Source organism: Candidatus Tisiphia endosymbiont of Mystacides longicornis (assembly GCF_964031095.1).
Lineage (GTDB): Bacteria > Pseudomonadota > Alphaproteobacteria > Rickettsiales > Rickettsiaceae > Tisiphia.
In genome coordinates, this window is the sequence record NZ_OZ035004.1 from 1,038,915 (window position 1) to 1,055,894 (window position 16,980).

Below are 16,980 nucleotides of genomic sequence, written 5' to 3' on the forward strand. Positions count from 1 at the left end.
AAGGTCTAGATTATGGCAAAACAACTTGTGACAAAACAACGATTAATTATTTTTTTACTACCTTTAATGTTAACTTCTTGTGATCTAATAAGTAAAAAAACAAAAAATATTGTAGAATTAACTCCTAGATTATCTGTAGAAACTAATGAAGCAATTCAAGTGGATTCTGCTAAAACCGATATATTTAGCCCTGAGATGCTTCAGAATAATGAATATACTGTTACAAAACACAAAATAATAGCCGAGCCAATTTTTAAGAAAGCTGTTGTCTATACCATCGATAACAAAGGTAATGTTTCTGCCTTTTCTATGAAAGACAAAGCTATTATTTGGTCATATAATATAAGCACCAACAAAAATGATCATTATGTTGGTGGCGGAATATTATACCATAATGATAAACTATACGTTACCTATGGTTTAAGATTCTTGGTAGTTTTAGATAGTAAATCAGGTCATGAAATAATCAGAAAAGAACTACCTGATATTACCAGAATAAAACCGATATTAATTAATAATCATACTATTGTAGTTCAAACAGTAACTAATCAAATATTAGCGATTAATACTGAGAGATTAAATTTTGTTTGGCAACATGAAGGTATAATTGAAATTTTATCATCAAGTTATCATGTGGCTCCAATAGTACAAAATGGTTATGTGATAGTAAACTATAATTCAGGACAAATTCTTGCTTTAGAATCTAATAGTGGTAAAATTTTATGGACTAACGATTTATCTAGCCAGCAAGAAATAGGTTTACCAAATTTTGAGGCAGCTTTTATATTATGCAAACCTGTTGTCAATAACTCTCACCTATATATAGCTAATAGTGCCGGCAAGATAATAAAGCTAGATATTATAACCGGTAATATCCTATGGCAAATTAAAGCTTATGATGTACAATCAATGTCTTTAGCTGGCAATAGTTTATTTGTAACAAATAATGCTGGACAAGTAGCTGCTATAAGCACTGAATTTGGTAAAGTTAAGTTTGTAGCAGATTTAAACGATGGAAAAGATATCAAAAAAGTTAAAGCTTCATCATTTTTAGCCCCGATAATTGCTAAAACAACGGGGGAAAAAGAGGGAGAAGAAAAAGATTGGAATTTAAATATTATCTCTGCTAAAGGTGAATTATATACTTTCCAATCAGATATTAATGGTAATTTAAGCACCACTCCGGTAATTAGTAAAATTACTAAAAATATTGAATATTATGGCAAAACCTGCTGTGGTACTATGTATTTTACTACTGATAAAAAAATTATACTAGTAGATTAGTCAAGAGGCTATATTATGGTATAATTTATTGTAATTTGTCTTGACAAAATACTGGTTATAATGCTATTTAATATAGCTCACTACTTGGATAGTGAAAACAGCAATTTTTTGCTATTTTCAAGTATAATTGTAATTAATAAAGATATATAACGTGAAAACTTATTCTGCAAAACCATCACAAATTCAAAAGAAGTGGTGGGTTATAGATGCTAAAGACCTTGTATTAGGTAGGCTTGCTAGTGAGGTGGCTAAAATCTTACGCGGTAAGCATAAACCTTCCTTCACTCCTCATTTAGATTGTGGGGACTATGTAGTAATAATTAATGCCAAACATATTTGCTTGACAGGTAAAAAATCAGCTCTTAAAGATGGTAAAATTTATTATCGTCATACTGGTTTCCCGGGTGGAATAAAAGATACAACTGCCGGAAAAATCCTGGCTGGTAAGCACCCTGAACGAGTCATTAAACTCTCTGTAAAAAGAATGATCACAAGAAATGTTCTGGGATCAAAACAAATGAGTAATCTATATGTTTACGCAGAGAATGAACACCCGCATAAAGCTCAACAACCAGAATTTTATGATTTTGCAAGCAAAAATACCAAGAATAAAAAATAGTGAATTATGACAACATTGAAGCTTCAAAGTGAAAACACTAAGAATAGTCCAGTTCAGAGTAAGTTAGTTAAGCAAAAACCATCTGCAGAAAACAGTGATAACAAGGTTTACGGTACAGGCAGAAGGAAAAATGCGATTGCTAGAGTTTGGTTAAAAAGTGGTAGTGGTAAAGTAATTGTTAACAAAAAAAATGTTGAGCAATATTTTACTCGTGAATCTCATACCAAATCTCTCTTACAACCATTCGTTGTAACCAAAACTTCTGGACAATATGATATAATATGTACTGTCAAAGGTGGCGGAAAATCAGGACAAATGGGGGCTGTATTACATGGCGTTGCTAGAGCTCTTGATAAAATTGCCCCAGAATTTCACAGTATTCTACGCAAATCTGGCTTCTTAACAAGAGATTCAAGAGTTGTAGAGCGGAAAAAATATGGTAAGCATAAAGCTAGAAAAAGTACTCAGTTCTCTAAACGTTAAAGATATAGTCAGTTCAGGAGGATTGGGTAGCAGGAGTGATGGAGCGACGCCTATAAGTAATAGGCGAGCATTGAGCGACGACGTCCCCAACTTCTCATCAATTGACTATACTAGGCATACATTTTAAAAATCGTATGTGGTTAACGTCATTGCGAGGAAGACAGGGGCTTACTTTTTTGTATTGAAGCTCTTTCCATCATGGCGGGGTAGCTCAGTTGGTTAGAGCGGCGGAATCATAATCCGCATGTCGGGGGTTCAAATCCCTCCCTCGCTACCAGACAAAATTCTTCTGAATTAGCTATAGTATTTATTCAGATTAGCCATATTTTTATTTCACAGCTATTTTGAATAAAATATAAGACAATGATTGTCACCCCTATGTAGAATGTCATCCCTGCTTACCTTAATGTCACCCCTGCTTCGGTTAGGGGTCTAGATTCCCGCCTACTCACATAAGCTTTAGTTTAAGAAAACAATAACTGAAAAACCGTCATTGCGAGCTGATGTATCCCCACGAAATTAAGCACGACAAAGCTCCGTCTTTATAATAGATGCCAGGGATTCTACCAATGGTTTTATGGCATGCAAATAATTAAATTCAATAATAAATTTCCCAAGGGTAAAATACGAATAAATCTTTTTATCTTTTACTGTCAAGTCTTCTGCAACATCAAGTAACGCATTTAAACGATTATTATGTATAAAAGGACAATGTTCTTTTATTACTTCATTGTATACTTGCAGCAAAACTGCGTAACACTATCTAATTTCTTTGCTAGTATGAATTTATTGTATAAATTTGGATTTCTACTATGCAAATATCACCGATTAATAAAAAACAGATTAATAAAAAAACTAGTTGAAAAAGTAGCAGTCATATTATAATATTTGAAATATTAATAATAATGATAATTAATCAAATGAAAAAACCAAAAGTAGCGACCTTAAGTGCTGAAGAACGAGAAGAACTAATACAGCATGTCAAGGAAAGTTCATTAACGGGAGATGAACAGCAAACGATAGTAGAGCTTGTGAAATTTTGTAACGAGCTAATAGACAAGCTAGCATCATCAAATATCAGTATAAATAAGCTTAAGGAAATGCTGATTGGTTTTAAGGCAGATCACAAAAAAAAGATAGTTCAGATTCATTAAAAGAACCGCCAGGTGAATCTGATAACGGGAATGGTGGTAATGAAGGAGAGTGCGATAAGCCCAAAAAGATAGATCGTAGTAATTGGCAAGGTAAATATGGGTTTGATGATTATAAGGATGCGAATACCAGCTATTTAACTCCTGAGAATTTTTGTAGTGGTGATAGCTGTCCTCACTGCTATAATGGCAAACTATATAATAGTGAAGCTAGAAAATTGCTACAATTTACAGGTAATGCTCCAATTACAGTCAACAGATATGTAAAGAAAACGTTACGCTGTAATGCTTGCGATTATACAGTTATGAACAATAAAAATATCAACAAATGGACAAATAGTAGCAGAAGTGCAATAGTGTTACAAAAGACCTATGGTACTCCTTTCTACCGTTTATCTAGGCTACAGAGTTTAAGCGGGGTTCCTATAGCATACAGCTCGCTCTGGCAACAATATTTAGATGTTTGGCAAGAAGGTGGTGGAGCTGAAATTTACGGGGTATTATTGGAAATGGCTGCCGAATGTAGTTCACTGAACCTTGATGATACTAGAGCTAGGATTTTAGAAATTACTATAGCCAATAAAAAATTACGTACTCAAAATAAGAAAGGACGCAGCTGTTATACTACTACAATATGTGCTATAGTAAATCAAATTGAATTAGGTGACAAAGAATGCAGAAATAGCTTTAGATAATGTACCAATTTCCGCTATTTTGTTTCGAATCCATCGCTTCATATTAGCCCAAAATTTTTCTATTGGATTTAAGTCTGGAGAATATGGGGGTAAAAAAATAACTTCACAACCAACTGATTCTATTAGCTCTTTTGTCTTTTGAGATTTATGAAAACTAACGTTATCCATCACTACAACCTGTCCTGCTGTTAACTCTTTAATCAAAAATTTTTCAACCCAATTATTAAATAGTTCTGTATTACAAGTTTTATTAAAAACAAAAGGGGCTATTGGTTTGTTATTTACTAAACCAGCTATTATATTAGTCCTTTGATAATGCTTCCCACTCTTCTTGCCAATCAATAATTCTCCTATCTTACCCCAACCTCTATCTTGGCAAATTGTCATATCTATACCACTTTCATCAAGATATACTATTTTATCTTTATCATATTTACTGATCTTTTCTAAATAATCAGATCGTTTCTCTGCACTTGCTTCCAAATAGCTAAAGGTTTTTTTTTATAACTAAATCCTAACTTTTTTAATATATTAGCTACTTGAGAACCTGTAATTCCAAAATTCTTACCAATTTCTTGTAGCTTACTATTAGGGTTATTTGTTACGAAATATTCCAATGCTTTTTTATCAATCTTACTTTTAAATCCTAGTCTAGCTCTTGCCAGCACTGTTCCTTCTTTTCTTCTCCTTACGTTCCAACGGCTAATTGTATTTTTATGTATAGCAAATATTCTAGCAGCAGATTCTTGACTATTACCTTTTTCTATATAATTTATTACTTTTTCTCTTAAATCTTGACTATATGGACTTGTTGACATTTTTTCCTTTATTTATACCACATCTTATCACCTAATTCAATTTGATTTACTATAAGACTGCAAATAATGAGGTAATAGTTTTATATTTTACCGGTAATAGGCATGGTGGAGAAAATATAGGTAACGTACTAAAGAATCGTAAGAATAGAACAGATTCTATCCAATTAATGACTGACGCAAGTAACAATAATAACCCGGTATTATCAGAAGCAGATAAAGAATTACTGGCAATAATAGTGATGATCAATTGTTTGTCACATGGTCAGAGAAAATTTACAGAAAATGAACTATATTACCCTGAAGAATGCGGATATTTTCTCAAACAAACACGTGGGATTTACCACAATGAACATCAATGTAAAGAGATGAGTCCTGAAGAGAAACTTGGGTATCATCAGGAACATAGCAGTAAATATATAGAAAACATATATAACAAAATAGACGAATTATTTAACGACAAGAAAGTTGAGCCTAATAGTAGGCTTGGACAAGCTATGAAATATTGGATAAATAATAAAGAAGGTTTGACCCAATTTTTAAAAATCCCAGTTAGCAATCTTGATAATAATTGGGCTGAGAGATCACTGCGTACCATTATTTTACAAAGGAAGAATTCATTATTCTTTAAAACAATCAATAGTGCTGAGATACATAGTGGTCTGTATAGTATAGTAAAGACTTGTAGTGAGAACGAGATCAATGCCTTTAAATATTTAAATTGGCTACAAGAGCATAGTAGCAAAGCAAAGAAGCATCCTGAGGATTATACGCCTTTTGCCTATGCAAGATATATGAATAATACGGAATTAATCGAGACAGCAGCTTAAACGACAGGAAGCCAATCATTAGAGAATTTGGCAGAACTAGGATCGCCATTATGAATAAGAATGTGTAAGGTTCTATAACAAATTTGGTAAGATGAATTATCAGATGGGAAAAGTTTTGCCGTAAATTTACCTTTGGATAGGCGTTTAGAGCATAGCCAAAAGCCTTGACCGTCAAAGGACAAAATTTTAATGGCAGTTCTGTTTTTATTATAGAATAAAAACAAGGAACCATTAAGAGGGTCAGAAGAAAGTTTTTGTCTACAAACAGCGATTAAGCCATCGATACCCTTGCGAAAATCGATGGCAATAGTGGCAACAAAAATAACTGACGCCGGGGTTAGTTGCAGCATAAAAATGTCTGAATTATAGTTTTTGGCTCTAGTGTTTGGATAATAAGCTTGGTACCATTTGGTTTAATAATGTGACAAGTATAGTGATTTTGCTTGGGAGCAGCTACAGGATCGGTATCTATAGAATTTACTAGTTGAAATGGGAGAAAATTAATATTTTGTTGTAGGGATTGATTTGAAGTTGAGACAGAAGAAGTTTTGATGGTAGGTTCATGGGCTTTTTTAGTTGAACTAATTGTTGCTTTATTAATATTAAGATGTTTAGCTATCTCTTGGTAAGAATAATGATGGAGTAATTGGTGAACTAATTCCTTTAGATGGTTTGGTATAGGATCAAACTTATTAGTTTTAGTTTGACGCCAAGCTTTAAATTGCTGAGCTACTTGCTCAATAGTAATCGATGGTATTTGCATAGTATGAAACCCAAATGTATAAAAAATTCATACTAACAAAAAAATTAGATAAAGTTATGCAGTTTTGCTGCAAGTATACACTTCATTTAATACTGTTTTTACATCCATAACCTACTATCTCCATCATCATTAAATAATGATGATATTCTATCAATTCTTGCTATTTTGCAACAATTTCGTGGGGATATATCAGCTCGCAATGAGGCATAGGCATCATTCCCGTCCACTATTGTCATTCTCGCGTAGGCGGGAATCTAGTACTACAGTTGTAGTTTAGATGTGATACCAAATCACTATCTATTTAATAATATAGATGCTATAGTGTGTTATTTAAGATAGTATAGTGTTAATTAAGATGTCTAGAGGGTATAAGGTATTAGAAGTTAATGTAGAAGAAGTGAAACAATTAATGGTATACTTGCAGCAAAACTGCATAACTTTATCTAATTTTTTTGTTAGTATGAATTTTTTATACATTTGGGTTTCATACTATGCAAATACCATCGATTACTATTGAGCAAGTAGCTCAGCAATTTAAAGCTTGGCGTCAAACTAAAACTAATAAGTTTGATCCTATACCAAACCATCTAAAGGAATTAGTTCACCAATTACTCCATCATTATTCTTACCAAGAGATAGCTAAACATCTTAATATTAATAAAGCAACAATTAGTTCAACTAAAAAAGCCCATGAACCTACCATCAAAACTTCTTCTGTCTCAACTTCAAATCAATCCCTACAACAAAATATTAATTTTCTCCCATTTCAACTAGTAAATTCTATAGATACCGATCCTGTAGCTGCTCCCAAGCAAAATCACTATACTTGTCACATTATTAAACCAAATGGTACCAAGCTTATTATCCAAACACTAGAGCCAAAAACTATAATTCAGACATTTTTATGCTGCAACTAACCCCGGCGTCAGTTATTTTTGTTGCCACTATTGCCATCGATTTTCGCAAGGGTATCGATGGCTTAATCGCTGTTTGTAGACAAAAACTTTCTTCTGACCCTCTTAATGGTTCCTTGTTTTTATTCTATAATAAAAACAGAACTGCCATTAAAATTTTGTCCTTTGACGGTCAAGGCTTTTGGCTATGCTCTAAACGCCTATCCAAAGGTAAATTTACGGCAAAACTTTTCCCATCTGATAATTCATCTTACCAAATTTGTTATAGAACCTTACACATTCTTATTCATAATGGCGATCCTAGTTCTGCCAAATTCTCTAATGATTGGCTTCCTGTCGTTTAAGCTGCTGTCTCGATTAATTCCGTATTATTCATATATCTTGCATAGGCAAAAGGCGTATAATCCTCAGGATGCTTCTTTGCTTTGCTACTATGCTCTTGTAGCCAATTTAAATATTTAAAGGCATTGATCTCGTTCTCACTACAAGTCTTTACTATACTATACAGACCACTATGTATCTCAGCACTATTGATTGTTTTAAAGAATAATGAATTCTTCCTTTGTAAAATAATGGTACGCAGTGATCTCTCAGCCCAATTATTATCAAGATTGCTAACTGGGATTTTTAAAAATTGGGTCAAACCTTCTTTATTATTTATCCAATATTTCATAGCTTGTCCAAGCCTACTATTAGGCTCAACTTTCTTGTCGTTAAATAATTCGTCTATTTTGTTATATATGTTTTCTATATATTTACTGCTATGTTCCTGATGATACCCAAGTTTCTCTTCAGGACTCATCTCTTTACATTGATGTTCATTGTGGTAAATCCCACGTGTTTGTTTGAGAAAATATCCGCATTCTTCAGGGTAATATAGTTCATTTTCTGTAAATTTTCTCTGACCATGTGACAAACAATTGATCATCACTATTATTGCCAGTAATTCTTTATCTGCTTCTGATAATACCGGGTTATTATTGTTACTTGCGTCAGTCATTAATTGGATAGAATCTGTTCTATTCTTACGATTCTTTAGTACGTTACCTATATTTTCTCCACCATGCCTATTACCGGTAAAATATAAAACTATTACCTCATTATTTGCAGTCTTAGCACATATTGTAGTAGTATAACAGCTGCGTCCTTTCTTATTTTGAGTACGTAATTTTTTATTGGCTATAGTAATTTCTAAAATCCTAGCTCTAGTATCATCAAGGTTCAGTGAACTACATTCGGCAGCCATTTCCAATAATACCCCGTAAATTTCAGCTCCACCACCTTCTTGCCAAACATCTAAATATTGTTGCCAGAGCGAGCTGTATGCTATAGGAACCCCGCTTAAACTCTGTAGCCTAGATAAACGGTAGAAAGGAGTACCATAGGTCTTTTGTAACACTATTGCACTTCTGCTACTATTTGTCCATTTGTTGATATTTTTATTGTTCATAACTGTATAATCGCAAGCATTACAGCGTAACGTTTTCTTTACATATCTGTTGACTGTAATTGGAGCATTACCTGTAAATTGTAGCAATTTTCTAGCTTCACTATTATATAGTTTGCCATTATAGCAGTGAGGACAGCTATCACCACTACAAAAATTCTCAGGAGTTAAATAGCTGGTATTCGCATCCTTATAATCATCAAACCCATATTTACCTTGCCAATTACTACGATCTATCTTTTTGGGCTTATCGCACTCTCCTTCATTACCACCATTCCCGTTATCAGATTCACCTGGCGGTTCTTTTAATGAATCTGAACTATCTTTTTTTTGTGATCTGCCTTAAAACCAATCAGCATTTCCTTAAGCTTATTTATACTGATATTTGATGATGCTAGCTTGTCTATTAGCTCGTTACAAAATTTCACAAGCTCTACTATCGTTTGCTGTTCATCTCCCGTTAATGAACTTTCCTTGACATGCTGTATTAGTTCTTCTCGTTCTTCAGCACTTAAGGTCGCTACTTTTGGTTTTTTCATTTGATTAATTATCATTATTATTAATATTTCAAATATTATAATATGACTGCTACTTTTTCAACTAGTTTTTTTATTAATCTGTTTTTTATTAATCGGTGATATTTGCATAGTAGAAATCCAAATTTATACAATAAATTCATACTAGCAAAGAAATTAGATAGTGTTACGCAGTTTTGCTGCAAGTATACGTTAATGTAGAAGAAGTGAAACAATTAATGAATGAAGCAAAGACTAAAGAAGAATTTAGACGTTATCAATCAATCTATCTAAGAGTGAGTGAAAAAATGCCGACATCATTGATTGCTAAAGTTACAGGATTATCAGAAAGTCATGTTCACAGAACCCATAGTCAATGTCGGAAAAAAGGCTTAAAGGCACTATGTAGCAGGAAGAAAGGTGGGAGATACAGAAGTTATCTAACTCAAGAGCAAGAACGTGAGATGCTTAAAAAGATAGAACAGAATGCCGTTAATGGTGGGATAGTAGAAATTAGCAAGGTGCATAAGATTTTTGAGGAAACGGTTGGTAGTAAAATAGCACGTTACACAGCTTATAGGCTGCTTCATAGGCATGGGTGGCGTAAAATTGCACCAAGACCATACCATCCTAAACAAAAGAAGGATGCGGTAGAAACTTTTAAAAAAAGTGGCCTGATATGGTTAAAGAAGCAAGAGTATCAGCAGCAACTGAAGGCAAGGAATTAAAGATATTCTTCCAAGATGAGGCACGTTTTGGTCGTATAGATTCATTGTATACTTGCAGCAAAACTGCATAACTTTATCTAATTTTTTTGTTAGTATGAATTTTTTATACATTTGGGTTTCATACTATGCAAATACCATCGATTACTATTGAGCAAGTAGCTCAGCAATTTAAAGCTTGGCGTCAAACTAAAACTAATAAGTTTGATCCTATACCAAACCATCTAAAGGAATTAGTTCACCAATTACTCCATCATTATTCTTACCAAGAGATAGCTAAACATCTTAATATTAATAAAGCAACAATTAGTTCAACTAAAAAAGCCCATGAACCTACCATCAAAACTTCTTCTGTCTCAACTTCAAATCAATCCCTACAACAAAATATTAATTTTCTCCCATTTCAACTAGTAAATTCTATAGATACCGATCCTGTAGCTGCTCCCAAGCAAAATCACTATACTTGTCACATTATTAAACCAAATGGTACCAAGCTTATTATCCAAACACTAGAGCCAAAAACTATAATTCAGACATTTTTATGCTGCAACTAACCCCGGCGTCAGTTATTTTTGTTGCCACTATTGCCATCGATTTTCGCAAGGGTATCGATGGCTTAATCGCTGTTTGTAGACAAAAACTTTCTTCTGACCCTCTTAATGGTTCCTTGTTTTTATTCTATAATAAAAACAGAACTGCCATTAAAATTTTGTCCTTTGACGGTCAAGGCTTTTGGCTATGCTCTAAACGCCTATCCAAAGGTAAATTTACGGCAAAACTTTTCCCATCTGATAATTCATCTTACCAAATTTGTTATAGAACCTTACACATTCTTATTCATAATGGCGATCCTAGTTCTGCCAAATTCTCTAATGATTGGCTTCCTGTCGTTTAAGCTGCTGTCTCGATTAATTCCGTATTATTCATATATCTTGCATAGGCAAAAGGCGTATAATCCTCAGGATGCTTCTTTGCTTTGCTACTATGCTCTTGTAGCCAATTTAAATATTTAAAGGCATTGATCTCGTTCTCACTACAAGTCTTTACTATACTATACAGACCACTATGTATCTCAGCACTATTGATTGTTTTAAAGAATAATGAATTCTTCCTTTGTAAAATAATGGTACGCAGTGATCTCTCAGCCCAATTATTATCAAGATTGCTAACTGGGATTTTTAAAAATTGGGTCAAACCTTCTTTATTATTTATCCAATATTTCATAGCTTGTCCAAGCCTACTATTAGGCTCAACTTTCTTGTCGTTAAATAATTCGTCTATTTTGTTATATATGTTTTCTATATATTTACTGCTATGTTCCTGATGATACCCAAGTTTCTCTTCAGGACTCATCTCTTTACATTGATGTTCATTGTGGTAAATCCCACGTGTTTGTTTGAGAAAATATCCGCATTCTTCAGGGTAATATAGTTCATTTTCTGTAAATTTTCTCTGACCATGTGACAAACAATTGATCATCACTATTATTGCCAGTAATTCTTTATCTGCTTCTGATAATACCGGGTTATTATTGTTACTTGCGTCAGTCATTAATTGGATAGAATCTGTTCTATTCTTACGATTCTTTAGTACGTTACCTATATTTTCTCCACCATGCCTATTACCGGTAAAATATAAAACTATTACCTCATTATTTGCAGTCTTAGCACATATTGTAGTAGTATAACAGCTGCGTCCTTTCTTATTTTGAGTACGTAATTTTTTATTGGCTATAGTAATTTCTAAAATCCTAGCTCTAGTATCATCAAGGTTCAGTGAACTACATTCGGCAGCCATTTCCAATAATACCCCGTAAATTTCAGCTCCACCACCTTCTTGCCAAACATCTAAATATTGTTGCCAGAGCGAGCTGTATGCTATAGGAACCCCGCTTAAACTCTGTAGCCTAGATAAACGGTAGAAAGGAGTACCATAGGTCTTTTGTAACACTATTGCACTTCTGCTACTATTTGTCCATTTGTTGATATTTTTATTGTTCATAACTGTATAATCGCAAGCATTACAGCGTAACGTTTTCTTTACATATCTGTTGACTGTAATTGGAGCATTACCTGTAAATTGTAGCAATTTTCTAGCTTCACTATTATATAGTTTGCCATTATAGCAGTGAGGACAGCTATCACCACTACAAAAATTCTCAGGAGTTAAATAGCTGGTATTCGCATCCTTATAATCATCAAACCCATATTTACCTTGCCAATTACTACGATCTATCTTTTTGGGCTTATCGCACTCTCCTTCATTACCACCATTCCCGTTATCAGATTCACCTGGCGGTTCTTTTAATGAATCTGAACTATCTTTTTTTTGTGATCTGCCTTAAAACCAATCAGCATTTCCTTAAGCTTATTTATACTGATATTTGATGATGCTAGCTTGTCTATTAGCTCGTTACAAAATTTCACAAGCTCTACTATCGTTTGCTGTTCATCTCCCGTTAATGAACTTTCCTTGACATGCTGTATTAGTTCTTCTCGTTCTTCAGCACTTAAGGTCGCTACTTTTGGTTTTTTCATTTGATTAATTATCATTATTATTAATATTTCAAATATTATAATATGACTGCTACTTTTTCAACTAGTTTTTTTATTAATCTGTTTTTTATTAATCGGTGATATTTGCATAGTAGAAATCCAAATTTATACAATAAATTCATACTAGCAAAGAAATTAGATAGTGTTACGCAGTTTTGCTGCAAGTATACGATTCATTAAGGCGTTGCTGGGTTCCGGCTGGAATCAGGCCTTTACTTAAGAAACAAATTATTCGTGAATATACTTATACTTATGGGGCAATTTGTCCATTTGACGGTGCTAGTTGTTTCCTTATTTTGCCTTTAATGAACCAAGATTGGATGATGTTAATGCTACAAGAAATGGCAAAGCGTTATAAGGATAATTTTCTTTTAGTAGTATGCGATGGAGCTGCTGCACATAAACTCGATAAAGAATTATTACCTAATAATATTAAACTAGCTTACTTGCCACCATATAGCCCACAATTAAACCCACAAGAAAATATATGGGATGATATGAGGGAAAAATTCTTTTATAACCTAGCTTTTGATTCAATGAATGCTATAGAAAATCAACTAATCACAGCATGTAATTATTATGAAAATAATCCTGCAATTGTCAAATCTATATGTGCTTGGAATTGGATAGTATCTTGTTAATTAGATAGTGATTTGGTATGAGCATTCACGATTTTTTTGTGATGAATAAAAAAACCTGATCACCAAGCGTCATTGCGAGGAGACCGTAAGGTCAACGAAGCAATCCATTTCTAATCACTTTCCTGGATTGCTTCGTCGGTCTGGCAACCTCCTCGCAATGACATCTTATACTTTAACCTTTTTTCCGTGAACACTCACATTCAATCTACAACTGTAGTACTAGGCTCCTGCCTACGTAGGGGTACCTCATAGCTAACTATACAAGTATAGCAGATTTTTATGCTCCACTAATAGCTGTTTTCATTATTTTTGTGATATTGGTTATTTTTTTATTTGTTGGGAAAGTGAGAATTTAGAGCAACCCGAATAGCATTTAGCCATAATAAATTGTCGTCATTGCGAGAAAGACCGTAGATCGATGAAGCAATGCATAAATTGTTATCCCTGCTCGATTTAGCGTCACCCCTGCGAAAGCAGGGGGCTAGATTCCCACCTACGCGGGAATGACAAGGAGTCAGGAATATATCCCGCACCAAAGCAGGGATGACACAAAACAGGATTGCTTCACCGGCTTACGCTTTCTCAGCAATTGACTATAATGCTATTCTGGTTAGCTATAGACTATAAGTCAGTAGCACCAACTAATGATTTTAAAACTTAAACCATTAGTTGATACCGCCCGGCTTTAGGTAGCTTTAGAGAGTGATATAGCTGTTTTTTATATATAATCTATAGAATGTTCAAGCTCTCCAGCTATCTTCATGATCTCCGTATCCCTCTGTGCTTCATCTGGCAAATTTAGGGCTGCTAAATATTTTTGCAATTGTGGATTGTAGGAAGCGTCACAAGATTTTAGTGATTTTATTTGTGTTTCAATAGTTGACAATAAATATTTATTGTGAGAAAGAAAATAAGCTTTCATAGAACACAGTACAGTTTCTACATAAAGAAACCCTTTTTCCATTACATTAGTGCCAAGATCTAAGAATTTTTGATCAAAATTTAGATCAACAGAATTATTATTGCTTTGTTTAGATAAGTAGTGATACGATACTATAGGCTTTCCTGAATATTTACTTAACATCTCTAGAGATTCCATATCAACATCTTTATATATCTTAGGATCCGTCGTAACAGCTTTCTTATAATCTTCTGTAGCTTCAGTATTCTTTCCTAAAGAAGAATAAATTTTAGCTCTAGCTACATAAACCTCAGCTTTCTGTTTGTTGTTGAGTGCTTGGAGTTCAGCCTGTGCTAAAGCTTTCAAAGCAAGATCGGTATCGGTATTTTCTAACCTTTGTGCTATTTCTTTTAATAACTGATAATTCTCTAGAGAAGGTGTACTTTTTAACTTATATGATTGTTCACAAGTTTCAATACTCTTGGTATAGAGTCCTTCAGCACGATAGACCTTAGCTAAGCAATCCAAAACTTTACGATCCTTAATGCTCATATATGCATTAAGGTCTATAGCCATAATTTTATCGCAAATTTCTTGAGCTTTTTTCAAGTTATTTGAAGATAAATAGCTAGAAACTAAACACACCATAGCTGGTACATCATCAGAAGTGAGGGTAACTTTATCGTAAATTTCTTCAGCTTTTTCCTGCTGATTTAAATCGAAATATCTAAGAGCCAAAAACTTCAAAATGGTGCTATCTTTAATATTTTGATCTATATTAGGATTAGTCCTAATAGCTTTATTACAAAGAACTATAGCTTGATTTTTAGGATCTTCTTCGTTTGAATTAAGCAAATCTGTTACCTCTCGTACTAGCTTTTCAGCGGCAATAGTATTGAGATTAGTATCTGTCGTTACAGTTGTAGTATCTTTTGTAGGCACAGTTGTAGTATCTGTAGTTACAGCTGTATTATTTGTCGTTGCAGCTGCAATATCTGTAGTTACAGCTGCAGTATTTGTAGTTACAGCTGTAGCATCTGTAGTTATAGTTGTAGTATCTTTTGAAGGCTCAGCTGTAGTATCTTTTGAAATATAGCTAGAAAGATTAGGGTATATATTGGATGTAGTTGTAGTATTTGTAAGCTCAGCTTTAAGCTCGGCTTTAAGCTCGGCTTTAAGCTTAGCTGTAAGCTCAGCTGTAAGCTTAGCTGTAAGCTTAGCTGTAAGCTTAGCTGTAAGCTCAGCTGTAGTATCTTGAGTATAGTTAGAAAGATCAGGGGACATTTTATTAGTATATGGAGGTGGGGCACTGGCTTGAGGGACAGTATCTTGAGTTGAAGCTAACTTAAGCTTCCGGTTAGCTTCAATTTCTGCTAAATTACGTTCGTATGCCAATTTAGCTGCATCTCTCTCTTCTGCTGTTTCGGCATTAACTGTAGCAATCTGTAATTCGTCTCCCTTTCTCTTAAGTTCTTCTTCCTTTTTCCTATATTCTTCTTCCTTTCTTTGTTTCTCTTCTAGAGCTTTTTGTGCACCCTTGCTTGCAGGCACAGCTGCAGCTGCTTTTTCAGCAGTAGGTGTGTTGTACCTTGCGGCAATGTTAGTAGCTGTTTTTGCATTTTCGTAATCATTAATTTCTTCAAACTTTTTTGATAATTCTGTTAATATATTAAACAGCCCACTATGTTTTCCAGGGGCAAATTTTCCGAGTAGTATTGACTCATACTCTGTAAAGACTTTTTCGTATGCAGCTTCTTTTGCTGCTGGATCCTTCAAAGAATTACCTTCTGCTATACAAATTTTAATGTATGTCTCAACTATTTTAGGACTGAGGGAATGAGTTTGCAAATACTTTATCTTCTCAAAAGAATCGTTATATTTCCCCTTATTAATGAGCTGTTCCACTTCTTTTATGGCATTATCTAACAAAGCTGTGTGTAGTATATTAATATTATTTTCTGTTGCTCCTTTATTTTCTGCTGTATCTTTAGGTTTAGGTGGAAGTTTAGATAATATCTGTTCTATTCCTACTATAAACTCATCTGTGCTATGGCTGTTGTTTTTTCGCATATTTGATAAGTATGTATCTAGTGATTTTTTCTCATTTGCCCGAATAGCAATAATAGCTAGAGATTTGTTTAACTCAAACAAAAATGCATTTTTCTCATTATCTGATGAAAATTGGGTAGTTTTTTGTGCAGTTTTACTTAAGTCATTATATTTCTTCAGGATTCTAGGATATTCCGATTTGTTTAGAGGGGTATTAATTATATTTATATTACCCTCATCTTGAAAAAAAGTAAGTTCGGTATTTAATAATTTTATTTTGGCTGTTAAAGAAGCTGAGTCTACACTATCATTTTGAAGGGGGGTCTCATTTTGGGTCTTAGACATAATATCCTCTCATATATTCATTATAATTATTATTTAGTAACAGACTCTTGCATAACTTATTTAATTATAAAGTAATTTTGTTGTTAAAATTAAGCAGAGAATAGTACTAAATATTTTATTAGTGGAAGTTCTTTGCCTAATTTTTTCTTCAAATTTCTTTCTCACAAATTAGCTATACTAAAGAACCTATAATTTAAATTAAGACAGATTTATACTTAATAATCAAGTAATATTAAACACTTTTTCTT

23 protein-coding genes and 1 tRNA gene are annotated in these 16,980 nt (G+C 33.5%); 13 read left to right on the plus strand and 11 right to left on the minus strand.

Annotated features, from left to right (window positions below; translation table 11 throughout):
• The first annotated feature begins 12 nt into the window (after nucleotides 1-12).
• From ACQH6S_RS05270 to ACQH6S_RS05285, 4 genes are all read left to right on the plus strand, one after another.
• Nucleotides 13-1,284: a PQQ-binding-like beta-propeller repeat protein gene (locus ACQH6S_RS05270; RefSeq protein ID WP_425364397.1), complete on the plus strand. Its 1,272-nt coding sequence runs from the start codon at nucleotides 13-15 to the stop codon at nucleotides 1,282-1,284.
• Between the two features lie 151 nt (nucleotides 1,285-1,435).
• The gene (gene rplM / locus ACQH6S_RS05275; RefSeq protein ID WP_094649573.1) at nucleotides 1,436-1,903 is read left to right on the plus strand and encodes a 50S ribosomal protein L13; all 468 of its coding nucleotides are present in this window, start codon (nucleotides 1,436-1,438) and stop codon (nucleotides 1,901-1,903) included.
• Between the two features lie 6 nt (nucleotides 1,904-1,909).
• The gene (gene rpsI / locus ACQH6S_RS05280; protein WP_425360473.1) at nucleotides 1,910-2,386 is read left to right on the plus strand and encodes a 30S ribosomal protein S9; all 477 of its coding nucleotides are present in this window, start codon (nucleotides 1,910-1,912) and stop codon (nucleotides 2,384-2,386) included.
• 200 nt (nucleotides 2,387-2,586) lie between these two features.
• Nucleotides 2,587-2,663, plus strand: a tRNA-Met gene (locus tag ACQH6S_RS05285).
• Nucleotides 2,664-2,905: 242 nt separating this feature from the next.
• Here ACQH6S_RS05285 and ACQH6S_RS05290 read toward each other — a convergent pair.
• Entirely contained in the window at nucleotides 2,906-3,133 is a 228-nt protein-coding gene (locus tag ACQH6S_RS05290) for a hypothetical protein (protein ID WP_425364398.1), read from the minus strand.
• Between the two features lie 158 nt (nucleotides 3,134-3,291).
• Between ACQH6S_RS05290 and ACQH6S_RS05295 the strand changes: the two genes are divergently transcribed.
• Complete coding sequence (locus ACQH6S_RS05295) at nucleotides 3,292-3,540, plus strand: hypothetical protein (RefSeq protein ID WP_341758049.1); 249 nt, start codon at nucleotides 3,292-3,294, stop codon at nucleotides 3,538-3,540.
• A gap of 302 nt (nucleotides 3,541-3,842) precedes the next feature.
• On the plus strand, nucleotides 3,843-4,232 hold the full coding sequence (locus ACQH6S_RS05300; protein WP_425364399.1) for a hypothetical protein: 390 nt from the start codon (nucleotides 3,843-3,845) through the stop codon (nucleotides 4,230-4,232).
• On the opposite strand, the gene ACQH6S_RS05305 is transcribed toward ACQH6S_RS05300, so the two are convergent.
• Both ACQH6S_RS05305 and ACQH6S_RS05310 read right to left on the minus strand, forming a co-directional pair.
• Nucleotides 4,197-4,715, minus strand: a complete 519-nt coding sequence (locus tag ACQH6S_RS05305) for an IS630 family transposase (RefSeq protein ID WP_425364377.1) — start codon at nucleotides 4,713-4,715, stop codon at nucleotides 4,197-4,199. The two genes, ACQH6S_RS05300 and ACQH6S_RS05305, sit on opposite strands and share 36 nt — an antisense overlap.
• Nucleotides 4,679-5,050: an IS630 transposase-related protein gene (locus ACQH6S_RS05310; protein ID WP_425364376.1), complete on the minus strand. Its 372-nt coding sequence runs from the start codon at nucleotides 5,048-5,050 to the stop codon at nucleotides 4,679-4,681. The genes ACQH6S_RS05305 and ACQH6S_RS05310 overlap by 37 nt, the downstream gene beginning before the upstream one ends.
• 41 nt (nucleotides 5,051-5,091) lie before the next feature.
• Here ACQH6S_RS05310 and ACQH6S_RS05315 point away from each other — a divergent pair, with 41 nt between their 5' ends.
• Nucleotides 5,092-5,877 (plus strand): IS66 family transposase, encoded by a 786-nt coding sequence (locus ACQH6S_RS05315; RefSeq protein WP_425364400.1) that lies wholly within the window; start codon nucleotides 5,092-5,094, stop codon nucleotides 5,875-5,877.
• Here ACQH6S_RS05315 and tnpB (ACQH6S_RS05320) read toward each other — a convergent pair.
• From tnpB (ACQH6S_RS05320) to ACQH6S_RS05330, 3 genes are all read right to left on the minus strand, one after another.
• On the minus strand, nucleotides 5,874-6,227 hold the full coding sequence (tnpB, locus tag ACQH6S_RS05320; RefSeq protein WP_341752109.1) for an IS66 family insertion sequence element accessory protein TnpB: 354 nt from the start codon (nucleotides 6,225-6,227) through the stop codon (nucleotides 5,874-5,876). The genes ACQH6S_RS05315 and tnpB (ACQH6S_RS05320) overlap by 4 nt on opposite strands.
• On the minus strand, nucleotides 6,215-6,640 hold the full coding sequence (locus ACQH6S_RS05325) for a hypothetical protein (protein WP_341758053.1): 426 nt from the start codon (nucleotides 6,638-6,640) through the stop codon (nucleotides 6,215-6,217). The genes tnpB (ACQH6S_RS05320) and ACQH6S_RS05325 overlap by 13 nt, the downstream gene beginning before the upstream one ends.
• A 98-nt stretch (nucleotides 6,641-6,738) precedes the next feature.
• Entirely contained in the window at nucleotides 6,739-6,876 is a 138-nt protein-coding gene (locus ACQH6S_RS05330; protein ID WP_157905694.1) for a hypothetical protein, read from the minus strand.
• 255 nt (nucleotides 6,877-7,131) lie between these two features.
• On the opposite strand from ACQH6S_RS05330, the gene ACQH6S_RS05335 reads away from it, so the two are divergent.
• Nucleotides 7,132-7,557, plus strand: a complete 426-nt coding sequence (locus ACQH6S_RS05335; protein ID WP_341758053.1) for a hypothetical protein — start codon at nucleotides 7,132-7,134, stop codon at nucleotides 7,555-7,557.
• On the plus strand, nucleotides 7,545-7,898 hold the full coding sequence (gene tnpB, locus ACQH6S_RS05340) for an IS66 family insertion sequence element accessory protein TnpB (protein WP_341752109.1): 354 nt from the start codon (nucleotides 7,545-7,547) through the stop codon (nucleotides 7,896-7,898). Before ACQH6S_RS05335 ends, tnpB (ACQH6S_RS05340) begins: the two co-directional genes overlap by 13 nt.
• Here tnpB (ACQH6S_RS05340) and ACQH6S_RS05345 read toward each other — a convergent pair.
• Nucleotides 7,895-9,004, minus strand: coding sequence for an IS66 family transposase (locus tag ACQH6S_RS05345; RefSeq protein WP_425364395.1), 1,110 nt, complete (start codon nucleotides 9,002-9,004; stop codon nucleotides 7,895-7,897). The genes tnpB (ACQH6S_RS05340) and ACQH6S_RS05345 overlap by 4 nt on opposite strands.
• A 302-nt stretch (nucleotides 9,005-9,306) precedes the next feature.
• Nucleotides 9,307-9,555, minus strand: coding sequence for a hypothetical protein (locus ACQH6S_RS05350; RefSeq protein WP_341758049.1), 249 nt, complete (start codon nucleotides 9,553-9,555; stop codon nucleotides 9,307-9,309).
• Nucleotides 9,556-9,713: 158 nt separating this feature from the next.
• Between ACQH6S_RS05350 and ACQH6S_RS05355 the strand changes: the two genes are divergently transcribed.
• From ACQH6S_RS05355 to tnpB (ACQH6S_RS05365), 3 genes are all read left to right on the plus strand, one after another.
• Nucleotides 9,714-10,244 carry a helix-turn-helix domain-containing protein gene (locus ACQH6S_RS05355; protein ID WP_425364401.1) on the plus strand — a complete coding sequence of 177 codons (531 nt, stop codon included), beginning with the start codon at nucleotides 9,714-9,716 and terminating at the stop codon, nucleotides 10,242-10,244.
• A gap of 125 nt (nucleotides 10,245-10,369) precedes the next feature.
• Nucleotides 10,370-10,795, plus strand: a complete 426-nt coding sequence (locus ACQH6S_RS05360; RefSeq protein WP_341758053.1) for a hypothetical protein — start codon at nucleotides 10,370-10,372, stop codon at nucleotides 10,793-10,795.
• The gene (gene tnpB / locus ACQH6S_RS05365) at nucleotides 10,783-11,136 is read left to right on the plus strand and encodes an IS66 family insertion sequence element accessory protein TnpB (protein WP_341752109.1); all 354 of its coding nucleotides are present in this window, start codon (nucleotides 10,783-10,785) and stop codon (nucleotides 11,134-11,136) included. The genes ACQH6S_RS05360 and tnpB (ACQH6S_RS05365) overlap by 13 nt, the downstream gene beginning before the upstream one ends.
• Here tnpB (ACQH6S_RS05365) and ACQH6S_RS05370 read toward each other — a convergent pair.
• Together ACQH6S_RS05370 and ACQH6S_RS05375 are read right to left on the minus strand one after the other, a co-directional pair.
• Complete coding sequence (locus ACQH6S_RS05370; protein WP_425364395.1) at nucleotides 11,133-12,242, minus strand: IS66 family transposase; 1,110 nt, start codon at nucleotides 12,240-12,242, stop codon at nucleotides 11,133-11,135. The two genes, tnpB (ACQH6S_RS05365) and ACQH6S_RS05370, sit on opposite strands and share 4 nt — an antisense overlap.
• A 302-nt stretch (nucleotides 12,243-12,544) precedes the next feature.
• Nucleotides 12,545-12,793 (minus strand): hypothetical protein, encoded by a 249-nt coding sequence (locus tag ACQH6S_RS05375; protein WP_341758049.1) that lies wholly within the window; start codon nucleotides 12,791-12,793, stop codon nucleotides 12,545-12,547.
• 158 nt (nucleotides 12,794-12,951) lie between these two features.
• Here ACQH6S_RS05375 and ACQH6S_RS05380 point away from each other — a divergent pair, with 158 nt between their 5' ends.
• Nucleotides 12,952-13,437, plus strand: a complete 486-nt coding sequence (locus tag ACQH6S_RS05380; RefSeq protein WP_425364402.1) for an IS630 family transposase — start codon at nucleotides 12,952-12,954, stop codon at nucleotides 13,435-13,437.
• A gap of 718 nt (nucleotides 13,438-14,155) precedes the next feature.
• Here the strand turns inward: ACQH6S_RS05380 and ACQH6S_RS05385 are convergent.
• The gene (locus ACQH6S_RS05385) at nucleotides 14,156-16,732 is read right to left on the minus strand and encodes a tetratricopeptide repeat protein (RefSeq protein WP_425364403.1); all 2,577 of its coding nucleotides are present in this window, start codon (nucleotides 16,730-16,732) and stop codon (nucleotides 14,156-14,158) included.
• Nucleotides 16,733-16,980: the final 248 nt, after the last annotated feature.